This window comes from Gilliamella sp. B3464, assembly GCF_026536145.1.
Classification (GTDB): Bacteria; Pseudomonadota; Gammaproteobacteria; order Enterobacterales; family Orbaceae; genus Gilliamella.
In genome coordinates, this window is the sequence record NZ_JAFNOQ010000002.1 from 350,466 (window position 1) to 363,025 (window position 12,560).

A 12,560-nucleotide genomic window follows, 5' to 3' on the forward strand; every position below is an offset into this window, starting at 1 on the left:
GTCCCTCCACAACCCAAGAAAAAGAAATGTAAATAAGCTTGATGAATCAGGTTTAAATTTGGTAGTGTCAAGTTAACTCATCTTAAGTATAATCAAACAGATGAGTTAACTTGACACTACCAGTAAATAAGTACTTGCTTAATTTACCTTATATATAAGATCAAACTCTACTTATCATCAAAAGTAGTTATAAATTTTATTGTTCATAAACATTTCCACCGTCATCCCTACGCAATAATATCCATGTGATATCATTCCATAGGTTATCTTGCTCATCAGAAAACGGTATAACTTTATAACCCTCGGTTAGTTCCTGATAGTAAAGTTTGCCATTGATATTCGCTGAATAAAAACCACTAAAACGACATAATTCACCAGTCTTAACGGTGATTCGCTTTTGCTGTGGTTCTAAAGCATTTTCTCCTGAATCAGATATTGGAAGAGTATTTTCTTCTGGTAAGGCAACATTATCAAAACGGGCTTGCCATTCCGTCGTCGTTCTACTATTAAAACGTATTTCACCATTTACCGAACCAAACCCAAGCGAACCAATTTCAGGTGCTCTGGCAGCCTTTAATAACGCGTTAACAAAAATATAGTGTTTAGGGTAAGGATTTTCTTGAATATACCCCAATGCAGGAACCTCACCAGCCTGAACGATAATCCCCCGCTGATAGGGGTAAAACTTAATAGCTGGATCTTCATTATTAGCTTGTAACTGAGCCACGCTTCCAAGTTTTTGTTTGATTAAATCATCACTCAGTATTGTTAACCAATTAATACATTTAAAGCCATTTCTAAATCTAAGATCTCCATCATAATTAGAAATATCAAGACCGAGGAAACGGTGTGCTATTTCATATTCTAAGTATTGATAATCATAGTACTCATGACCGTGCTGAACACCTAAACCGGCATAACCATGCATAGGTTGAAGTTTTCCGCTAATAACCTGAATAAATTTAATAAATTGTTGAACGCCGCTTGTTTTCAGTTCAGAAAGTGGCCAATAGAGTTTTAGAAAACTCACTTCCTTATGCACTTGTTCATACCAACCTGCCGATGAAAAAATATTAATAAGATAGTCAGCAACATAATCTAAGTTAGGTGAACTACTCCAATAAATGCTTAAATCATCCGTCCCAATTGAATAAATATTATTTATCTTCTCTTCTAAAGTAGATGCATGATATTGCTCTAAATTATTAGGATTGTCGTCCTTGTAACCGCTGAGAAGCTTATCACCCCAATATTGGTGATACAATGCTAAAACTTCACCCATTGCTTGACGCTTTTGTGGTAAGTAGCCTTGATCGATATAAAAGCAGGCAACTAAACCTGTTTGTAGGACATTATAATTATCAGGGTCAAAATAATGTGCATAGGTAAATAAGTTATATTTTTCCTGATACTCTTCAAGTAATTGTTCTAATGTTGTCATATCTATTCTTCCATTATCTATTAAACAACGCCATGCTTGACTATTCAGCGTTTGGTTCACCTTCGATAAAATAGTAATAATATTCAGTCTGATAAGGGTAATAATGTATCTCAAAGGGCCTAGCCTGATTATTTAACTCGGGTAGACTAGTTGTTAGAAGATTATCCAAACTACGGGGACGGATATTCATAGCGTTATAACGATAATCAAGCTCAATAAAACGATCATCCTGATTCTTTAAACGTTCCTCATTCGGTAAAAAAGAATTGTAACGCAATGTCCCATCAGAAGCTGCTATGTAGTGGTGTTCATTATTTTCAGCTGCCAGTTTTAATGAGGTTGCTCCACCGCCTACTAGAGCTGACTTGGTTACAATTTTTGTCGGGAATTGCAAAACAGTAGTCCCGCCGCGCGTTACAGTAGTCACTGCCGAAGTCTCTACAGTAACAGAGGGAACAGCACTCACAACGGCTGCTGTACCAGCAATACCAATACCAACTATTGCAAGTGGTGCAGCTTGAACTCTTTCGTAATGTTCATTATATCGTTTCCAAGCATCTATTCTTGCTTGCTCATTGGTATTATCCGTAACCAATAACTGAGGACGACTATATTTTTCAATTTGTGTATTAACCCATTTAATCACATGCTTTGAAATCGCATCATATTCATATTGAATTAATTCCTCTATCCCTAATATCATTTTAGGGTTATTTAGCGCTTGTTCACCCACTGCAATATAAAGCGGATCACTTTTTGCATCAGCCATTAATTGTTCTTCTTCATCTTTACGGCGGCGACGATTTTGACATTGTTCTAAAGTAATTAATCTAAATTTGTCGTATTCATTTCCTGCAATTTTTAAATAATCTTTAGCTTGCCCATTGCTTAATTTATCATTAGGAAACTTCACTTCGATCACCATTGCCAAATTATCGGGATGATAGCCTTTTCTTCCTACCAAATTATAGTTTGTTTTTCTGATCACATCGGGAATACGTATCAAACCTCGACCATTTTTAAATAAATCCTCTGCAATTTGAGGATTTAATGTACGATATGCTTCTTCAATGGTATTAACATCACTGCGCTTTAAATTGAGGGTATTTTCCAGTTCCGTTTTGCTTACCATCGGGCTAATGATCTCAAATGAGCTAAATTCAAACTTAAAAGGTCCAACCGGATCTCTAAAAGTATTAAGCTCTCGATATTCACGATAAATAAGCCGATATTGTGACAAAGGATAAGTGGTCGGTCGATAATTAAACCCTTGACTCATAATAGGCTCAGGTGGTGATTTAGTCATATTGTATCCCACTTCGCCACAATACGGAAAACGATAATCAAAATACTCTGCATCTTGTCTAATCCACTTTGTAACTTGCCTTTGGTAACGTGGAGTGCCATTTTTAGCAATGTATGGATTACGATAAGCTGCTTCCATCTTATTGCAAAGATAAACAATATCAAACGGATTAGCAACAAATAATACTTGTCCTGTTGGATCTTCTTTAGTAGGCGTTGAAACAAGCCCTAAAGAACTTGGTTTGCCAATTGGTGTTCTATTTTTACTATTCATCATTATTCATCCTTGTTGCATTCAGAAAATTTGAGTTTGACTATTTTCCCGGTTTGTTTATGCCTAGCATCAAATGATTCACCTTGCTCTTTTTCTAATGCAACACCCGATAAAATTTGACTTTTATCAGTAAATAGACGCTGTGTCCGTCCTTGCTCATCGGTAATCCCTGAAAATAATTTACCATTAATATCTATTTCATAAGGATGAAATGGCATGATTTTTCCAGTATCATAATTTTTTAATATAAAAAATTCGCTGTAACTGTCTGCATTTGGCAAATTTATAACGGGAGAGGGAATCATTTCTCCATCCATTTTTTGTAATGAAGCCGATTTAATAAAAACATCACCTAGTGTACCCAGTTCTATATTCGTATCAGTGATTTTGATATAAGACCCACCACAAGCTAATAGAATTTCTTCAGCCCCAGTTATTACTGCTTTGCCAGCCACACTATTAATAGAAATATCCTGTTTTGCAGCTAACTCCATTGTATCTGTTTGCGCCTGTATCTCCACTTTTCCCTTAGAAGCAAACAATTTCATTCCGGCTTTATGGGCAAATAAACTTATTGCCTCACCCGCAGCTAATGTCATTTTTTTCAATACATTAATATCAGTATTCTTTTCTGCGGTTATACTAATATTGCTACTACTTGATAACTGAATATTTTTTGGACTTGTTAATCCAATTCCTTCTTGAGCATAAGCAATCATACCGTTTTTTTCAAGTTGAATAAGAGCCGATTTTAATTGCTCTTGAGAGGCGATATCAGCCGAAAGAGCTTGTGATTTTTGGGCAATATTTTGTAAACCTTTAGCCAGATTAGGGGCATTTTCTAGTTGCGCAATGGCCCCTTGCATATCAAGCTGTTGTCCAGTAGCTTTAGAGGATGTAGAGGTAGTTAAATAGAGGCCTTTTTCAGCTGCTATACTTCCCCATTCATCCGTTCTAAGCTCAAATCCCTCTCCCCGCAGATCTTTATTTGAGTTGACTAAGTGACCAATATTCAACTGAGTTTTACCATATTCTGTCGCAAGTTTGATATGTTCTTGACCACGCTTGTCATCCATGCGCAGTTTGTTATTAGCTGGTGTTCTGATGACATTGCGGTGTTTATTAGCCGTAGCAACATGGTCGGGATGAGTACTATCGTGCATAGCGTAAGCAATATAAGGCCGATCTGGATTGCCACCACTGAACGCAATAGCAACCTCTGTACCGTCAATAAGTGGAAAGTGAAAACCATAGGTATCACCAGCATAGGGTTTGGCAAGGCGTACCCAAAGACTTTCTTCACCATTTTTCCATGTTTTGATATCAAAAACAAATTTGACACGGTAACGTCCATGAATATCAATATAGCCATAGGTATCGTTATCTGGGCTGGTGACACGAGCAGGTAATGTACCATTGACAGTAGGCCAAGGCAACGGCATTGGTCGGTACGATTTTAATGCATCATAGGGAATTGCGGTAAAGTTGGTATGATAATGTTCACTACGATCGCCGTAACTTTGCGTAGATAATATAATGATCCCTTCAGTGATATCATTATCACCTAAAACCAATGTGCTGCCATCAATAATAATATGTTGTCCTGGAACAAGGTTATAGTCGTTGCACTCACCACTAATAATAATTTTATTACTCAAGTGTGCTTCATGGCGAATTTTGGCGTACCAATGGCCACTTTCTATAGTCTGATCATCACCTTTATTTCTATAGTGCTCACCGTAGCGGTAATCTATGCCCCGCGTATTTTTATCTTTAGGTTGGCTATTAACAAGAGAATATTGATCTGCTTTGGCTGTGCAATAGTTGTAGTCTTGGGTGATTACCTGTTGCGGTTGAACTGAGCAACTAAACTTCAAGTTCCATACGCAGTTTTGTTTGCCATCGACCATACCACTTGGTGTTTTAAAGATAATATGGCCTGCATTTTCAAATCCTTGTTCATAATCACTTAGTACCAAGACGTCACAGTGGTGCTCACTGTGACTTTCAAAACGAAACCAAATACCCACATCACTTAATAGGCGTTGGATAAATTCGAGATCACTTTCTTGCCACTGACTAATAAACTCACGCACTGGGTAACTATTCTTTAGCTCGAAGCGATAATCGATCCCCGTAAAACTATGCCGCTTTAATACCTCTTCAACCACACTCACAACGCTCTGGTTTTGATAAATCGCGCTGTAGTGATCATTAGCAAATAAGGACAAGCGCGGCCCTAATACAACTTGATAACGTGCTTCATCATTGCTTACTGAAAGCAAGCTAAATTGAGTAATTATTCCGTATAAGGTACGCGACTGTGTTGTTTTTTGTAGAGAGCTGATTTTTATTAGTTGCTTAGCAATACCTTGCTCATGAAAAGTTAAAGAGGCGGATTGACTCAATATTGAGCTAATTGGAATTTGCTTATCAGGACAAGTAAAAATGATGTCATAACGCCAAGGTTGATTTAAAGTTTCTTTACCCGTGACAGATAAAACCAAGATTGAATAAATTAAATTGTTTATTGTCAGAGTATATTGATTAATTCGGTTCAATTTTCCTAACTGATCTAATGTTGTGGATATATCAACCATTAGCTCTACTTATTCTTTTTATCAATAGTTATTATTCTTCGAATTTTATTACACTCCGATTATCTATATCATATAAAATACTTTGCTTTATATTCGATAGCAATCAAAAAATTATCAGAAGTTAGATAGAAAAGTTGTTATCAAAAAAACAAGTAATTAAGAGCTGTAAGTTGACTGCATCGTTGATTATCAATAAAAATTCATATCGATATTATAACTCAATAGGTTTTTCATCTTTCTCTAATTACAGATTGTTAAACAAGATCTCAGGTAAAAAATTGCTGATGGTCATTAAGAATATAACCATATAATTTTTTTAACATTACGTGGGCTAATGACAGTACATGTTTAGATATTTGAACCGTCCGATTGTTTTTTATGTACTCTAAGTTTCTCAAACTTTTTGTGCTCAACTTCAAGAAGCAACATTTTATTGTTTAGCAAATACACATATTTGAGAAAATTCTTAGCTATACCATATAAAAATACCTAGTGTAATTCTATAAATAGAATATTACACAGTATGTTCGAAACTTTAACGTCATTTATAGTCAATTTTTGCTGTAATAGGACTTGTTTTGCAACTCCTTAAAATACTCAACCGAAGGTATTATATCTAAATTAAATTCCAATTTATGTGCTATAGACTTATATCCGTTATAATTGGTGTTACGTCTGACTCAACAAAAGACTGAAAATTGCTTGATGTTTGTTTAGTTTGCGTTATTTTAGCATTAGCCTTAACAGGTTTTAATATAACCGCTTTATTGTCAATTGAGCTAAAAATTCACTTCAACCAACAAGGCTTAGGGAAAAGAAAATACATAAATTTAAATCGTTAATGCAAGCAAAATTATTCTTATCGTGTTTTGCTAATATTTACAATCATGTCAATTGCGCAAGGCATTTATGTTCAGCTAAAACCTTTTGTATTTTAACTGAGCGAAGATTTAAGTAATGGAATAATATTTTCTAAGTTACGTTTAACATTCAAAATTAAAGGTTAACTGAAAAATTAAAATTCGTTATTGAAAGGTAAATTGACAGTACCATATAAAATAAAATTGCCATAATATGATGCAGATTTACTACCTGCTTCTATGAAGAATTACTTCAACATCTGTTCTGCAAAGAATAAAGACTATTGGTATTAATCTAGCATACGTTGTCCACTTAGGCTGTGTGAAAACTCAAAGTATAATAACTTAAGTATAACGGTATACTTTTCATGAAGATATTCTTAGCGGTATGATAAACCATAAATTAAGGAGATTATCTCGAGGCAAGACAACTAAGTAATGAATTTATACGAGAATGTGCATAATTAGTTCTGAACTATAGCTATGCTCATAAAAATGCCAGAAAAACAATAAATGTAAGTATTTCATAAAAAAATTAGCTTTGACTTTGATTGTACATCATATTATTTTGTCCATACCAGTTTAAAATAATCCAGTTTTCAAAAGGTAGAACAGAGATTTACGCAAAAGATGAATCATGATTAATTTACATAAAATCGATTAGTTAAATTAGAATTCTTTTTTTCTTCGCTTCCACCATTTTTCCTAAAGATTGATCAATTAGTCGCAATTCAAGTTTTAATAAACAGCTTTCCTTAAAAAATATCCCTTAGAATATACTGTAACCCTTAAATTTATTACTCCTCCAAAATATTATATTTTTATAAATAAAAACAAATAATCTTAAAATGATTATAATAAACTCTCTACTAATACAATATTTGTATATTTAATACCTATTCAACAGCGCTGATACTAAAGTAATGGAATCTTGTTCAATCTGATCATTAAGATTCTTATCATTTTTATACACTACATTAATATTAATCAATCCTTCAAGAATCACCATCAGTGTATTTGCCAAAGACGCTTTATCGGAATACTCTTCAAGTTTTGAATAAATTAGGCTTCTAACAAATTCTTTATGCCCCATGAGTATATCTGATACGCAAGGTAAGGTTTCTCGCATTTCCTCAACTGCTCGCATGAATAAACAGCCATTATAATCGACTTCGGAAAACCATTTTTTATGCCATTTAACTATCTCCAAAATAGCATTTTTACCATTAAGTCCTTTAATAGAATCCTCAAGCTTTGAACGAAATATTGAGTCTCTATGTTTCAATACTTCCATTATAAGTTTATCTTTGCTTCCAAAATGATTGTATAAAGTAGTTTTAGAGCAGCCTGACACATCCCTAATATCATCTACCCCTACACTCGAAAAACCAGTTCGATAAAACAGTTTTTCTGCCGTCTTAATAATTAATTCATCTGTTTTTTTCAAAATAAATCACCTAAATAAATTGCAGAGTGAACAGATCTGCACTATTATCAGATTAGTGTACAGATCTGTTCATATTATCTATTCATACATTATAACTTACAAGGAAAACAATTAATGAAATTCTTTTTTTGGGGTAGTGAAAAACTACCTAATAGACCTAAATTACTTGATTTATTTCAAGGACTGTTAGGCGGGACTTTGGCAATTCTAACACTGGAGTATCTGACTATCTATTCTGGTAGCTATTTTATTATGACCCCGTTTGGCGCTTCATGTGTCATTTTATTTGCTGTTTCTCAATCTCCTCTTGCACAACCAAGGAATGTAATTTTTGGCCACCTGATATCAGCATTTATTGGTCTAGTATTTTTAAAATTATTCGGTGATTCAGTTTTTATTGCTGCTTTAGCGGTGAGCTGTGCTATTGCAGCAATGCAATTTTTAAGATGTGTACATCCACCAGCAGGCGCGAATCCATTGGTTATACTATTAACAGCAAGTCAGATTAATTACGATTTCAGCTTTTTATTGTTTCCTGTGCTCTCGGGCTCCGTCTCTCTGGTAATCATAGCCTATGTTGTTAACAATCTACTATCTAAAAACCAGTGGCCAATTTATTGGTTAGCATTTTTTAATAATAAAAAAGAGAAGTAATTAAAATACCATTAAATGTACTAAGGAATTAACTTATCGATATGCTATATATATATTATGGATCTTGTATCGATAAAGGACACCTAGAAAAGATAACCGAGCGCTTATAATTGGTTGAGCAAGATGATAAGTAATGATCAATTTGTCAATGTATACAATCTATTGATATTAACACATATGACACCTACTCTTTTGGATTTGTATACCATTATGCAACCATATCAAAGGGATGAATAGTCGCTAATAGACGCCAACATAATAAATTCTCATCCAAATTAGTCGGTTTTTTTCTTAAAACAGACACGATTAAAGATAAACCAGATCAGCCGTAATTTAATTTACTAAATGAGTTATTTTAATAGCAAGATTCGGGTTTTTAATCGTTCTGATTTTGTTTATCATCAATACGTATCATAGAGAAAAACATAAATAAGTTATCAACAGGTAAATATACTGTATTGGTTAATAAAACTAATCAACGGTCAAATACTAAAAAAATTCAAACAACATGTATAAAAGATAACTTAGGAATGGTAATTGCAGCTAGAGCAAATAAAGATTTATACGCCTATTTTTACTAAACATCGCTCGTTATTACCAGAGCAAAGACAAATTCGATAATTTTCAAATAGGCAATGAGTAGAAAGATATAACGTTTATCTCTCTTCATTGAAGACTTGACCGAGAAAATACTTTTGTTAGGAAATTGATAAAGTTTGATATTTCTTTAGTGTTTATTAGACCTGTATCTCAGAAAAATATGGCACAATTTATTAATGATACTGTAGGGTGCCTATCACCCATAACTTCATTGGTTTGCAGAAAAGGAATATTCAAAGTGAATAAACAAAAACAGAAAGATTTTGATCGAATAAAAAAAGCCATTGGATATTTGAATGAAAATTATAAATTTCAACCAACGCTCGAACAGGCCGCAGAACATGTACATTTAAGCCCTTATCATTTCCAGCGTATGTTTTCTAATTGGGCTGGAGTGAGCCCTAAACAATTTCTAAGATATATCAGTATTACTCACGCTAAAAATCTTCTAAAAGAAGAAAATGTCTCATTATTGGATGCCACCTATGAATTAGGTTTGTCGAGTACCAGCAGGTTGCATGATCTGTTCATTGATATTGAAGGTATGACGCCGGGAGAATATAAAAATGATGGTGAAAACTTATCAATTAATTATAGTTTTATTGAAAGCCCTTTTGGTGAAACCATCATTGCATCAACAACAAAAGGAATTTGTTATCTTGCTTTTGTTGAGGATGAACAGTCATCACTTCAATCATTGAAAGCGTTATATCCTAATGCGCAATATCGACAATGTACTGACCAGATTCAACAAAATGTAATCTTCGTATTTACGCAAGACTGGTCAAAACTAGCTAAAATAAAGCTGCATATTAAAGGTACGGATTTTCAACTTAAGGTGTGGCAGGCTTTGTTATCCATCCCTATGGGAAAACTTTCAACTTATAGCAACATAGCAAACAAGATACATAATCCCAAAGCGAGTCGTGCGGTTGGCTCTGCTATTGGTGATAACCCAGTGGCTTTCTTAATTCCTTGTCATAGAGTTATAAAATCAACAGGATTATTAGGGCAATACCATTGGGGTAGTGACCGCAAAGCAGCCATGATCGGTTGGGAAGGTGTTAAACTAGATCTTGAACGGAGGGAATAACCAAAAAGAACATCGTTGAGAATTAGCAAAAAAATAAAGGCAGGCTAATAAAGTTTAATGGTTATATAAAAAATCCACGGAAAGCTAAATTGCAAGACTGAAAAGTACAATAGATATGAGACGTGTTCTCAATAAAAACCAAAAACTTTATGGCGACACTATACTCATGAAAAAAATAATTTTTTATAAAATTATTAACAATTAAATGATAATCATCTTGTCACTGTTGCGTAAAACATCTAATTCACGAGCAATGTAACATATATATTGTCCTAATCTAAATCGAACATAAATATCCATATAACTATCTTTGATTAACATTTCCTATTATTCATAAAAAAAATAGCGACTATAGAATATTTTTTCAAGAAGTGTCAAAGAACTAAATTTATCACATATAAAACAATAGGTTAATATTTTAGCAAGATTCGGATTGTTAGTAAGATTGAGAAAATGCAAATATAAACATAAAGTGTCAGTATGAGGAAAATAACAACATGGACAAATTACTAATTCATAAGATTTCTTATTCCAATTTATGTGCGCAATTCTCTGAACAAATAATAATAGCTGTGCTGCCGATTATAGCAGTGCTATCTATACATGCTTCAGCGTCTGAAACAGCATTTATACAAATGATAAATACGTTACCTTTTCTATTATTATCGATTCCAATGGGAGTACTTGCAGATAGAGTATCTAGAAAGAAATTGATGATCATAATGGAAATTATTCGTGCAGCAGCCATATTTATATTGTTTTATTTGACATTTTTAGGGAATCTGACAATAAATAAAATTGCATTATTCGGTTTTTTTATAGCAATTGGTACTGTTATTTACAGTGTAGCAAGTCCCGCTTTAGTCGCATCTTTTGTCATAAAAGATCAGTTAATTAATGCCAATAGATCAATAGAAATTGCCAAAAGTGTGGCTTTTACTGCCGGTCCAGCATTCGGTGGTATTCTTGCTGGCATTTATTCAGGAGGATTAGCATTCATATTGGCTTTTTTACTTTCAATCATCAGTGCCTTTTTTCTAATATGTTTACCCAAGGAGCCTGTACAAAAAAAATCAGAAAGAAACATAATTCAAGAACTATGTGATGGTTTTATTTTTTTACTTAAAAATAAATATTTAAGACCTATAACGATAACAGCTTTTGTCTTTAATTTATCATTTAATTTGTTATTATCAATATTTGCTTACTATACTATCAATAATCTCTCCTTTACTTCATTTGAAGTCGGAATATTATTAAGCCTAATCGGTTTAGGAATGTTTTTGGGATCCGTTCTATACAAATTTATATCTACAAGAATAAATTTTGGATTCCAACTGACTTTAGGGCCTGTATCAGCTTTTGTAGCTTCAATATTAATGCTTTTAACTACCATATATCCTGTCAAGGAATTGGTTTTTATATCTTTTTTCTGTTTTGGATTTGGCCCCATCATATGGACCATATCTACAGTCTCGCTAAGGCAGTTAGTTACGCCTAATAATATGATAGCGAAAATATCTTCAGTGATCATGACGGTTACTTTTGGTGCCCGGCCTTTAGGCGCTGCTTTAGGTATATACATAAGTGCAAATTTTGGTGTAACTAATTGCATTTTCGCTGTTTTTATTGGTTTTTTTATTCAGTTAGCAATTATTCTTTTCTCAAAACCAGCCAACTTAAAAAAATTATCAGATGCAGAGAAATAATATTAAAAAAAGGTTGAAAATGTGTTGTTATGTGAAATATTGTTGAAAATTGCCAAGTGATGATGCTCTAAATGTATATCAACTAACAATGATGTACCAATAAATCTAATCGTGCTAATACATTTTAATAAAACACAGGAATCAATAATTATGTTTAATAGTACACGCTACACACCAAAAATTTATGGTTGGACAAGAGATTTAGAAAAATCGATTAACCGTTATGATTCAGGGGTTCGCTTAAAAAAAGATAAACAAGGAAGACCTTATTTAAAACAGATGCGTTATGCTGATGATACCTATTGTGAACTGGGGCGATTTAGCAATGGCGAAAGAACCAACAATATTTTATTTGGACTATTGGCTTTTATTAGCATGTTGATTTCTGTAGGAGGATTGTTATATGCAGCAATTTTTGCCATTACCGAATTAGATAATATCGGACTGGCTTTTATTTGGCTCTGTTTTATTGTTGCCATTGTCCCTTTTTTAAGCATTTGTACTTCTGGTTTAACCATCCGCAGTTTATTGTTACCTGCCGATATTCCTGTCCGTTTTAATCGACAAACTGGTAAAG

At 33.6% G+C, this 12,560-nt stretch carries 8 protein-coding genes; 4 read left to right on the top strand and 4 right to left on the bottom strand.

Annotated features, from left to right (window positions below; genetic code table 11):
• Nucleotides 1–196: 196 nt before the first annotated feature.
• The 4 genes from J3U57_RS03970 to J3U57_RS03985 form a co-directional block, all read right to left on the bottom strand.
• The gene (locus J3U57_RS03970) at nucleotides 197–1,441 is read right to left on the bottom strand and encodes a type VI immunity family protein (protein ID WP_267343733.1); all 1,245 of its coding nucleotides are present in this window, start codon (nucleotides 1,439–1,441) and stop codon (nucleotides 197–199) included.
• Nucleotides 1,442–1,481: 40 nt separating this feature from the next.
• Nucleotides 1,482–3,023, bottom strand: a complete 1,542-nt coding sequence (locus tag J3U57_RS03975) for a VRR-NUC domain-containing protein (protein WP_267343732.1) — start codon at nucleotides 3,021–3,023, stop codon at nucleotides 1,482–1,484.
• On the bottom strand, nucleotides 3,023–5,620 hold the full coding sequence (locus J3U57_RS03980; RefSeq protein WP_267343731.1) for a type VI secretion system Vgr family protein: 2,598 nt from the start codon (nucleotides 5,618–5,620) through the stop codon (nucleotides 3,023–3,025). Before J3U57_RS03980 ends, J3U57_RS03975 begins: the two co-directional genes overlap by 1 nt.
• Nucleotides 5,621–7,369: 1,749 nt before the next feature.
• On the bottom strand, nucleotides 7,370–7,927 hold the full coding sequence (locus tag J3U57_RS03985; protein ID WP_267343730.1) for a TetR/AcrR family transcriptional regulator: 558 nt from the start codon (nucleotides 7,925–7,927) through the stop codon (nucleotides 7,370–7,372).
• Nucleotides 7,928–8,041: 114 nt separating this feature from the next.
• Here J3U57_RS03985 and J3U57_RS03990 point away from each other — a divergent pair, with 114 nt between their 5' ends.
• The 4 genes from J3U57_RS03990 to J3U57_RS04010 form a co-directional block, all read left to right on the top strand.
• Entirely contained in the window at nucleotides 8,042–8,581 is a 540-nt protein-coding gene (locus J3U57_RS03990; protein WP_267343729.1) for an HPP family protein, read from the top strand.
• An 838-nt stretch (nucleotides 8,582–9,419) separates the two neighbouring features.
• Nucleotides 9,420–10,274: a methylated-DNA--[protein]-cysteine S-methyltransferase gene (locus J3U57_RS12715; RefSeq protein ID WP_323849441.1), complete on the top strand. Its 855-nt coding sequence runs from the start codon at nucleotides 9,420–9,422 to the stop codon at nucleotides 10,272–10,274.
• A gap of 497 nt (nucleotides 10,275–10,771) precedes the next feature.
• A complete protein-coding gene (locus tag J3U57_RS04005; protein WP_267343728.1) occupies nucleotides 10,772–11,983 on the top strand; it encodes an MFS transporter in 1,212 nt (403 codons plus the stop codon).
• Between the two features lie 150 nt (nucleotides 11,984–12,133).
• The coding region (locus J3U57_RS04010; protein WP_267343727.1) for a hypothetical protein at nucleotides 12,134–12,560 on the top strand (427 nt) is incomplete at its 3' end.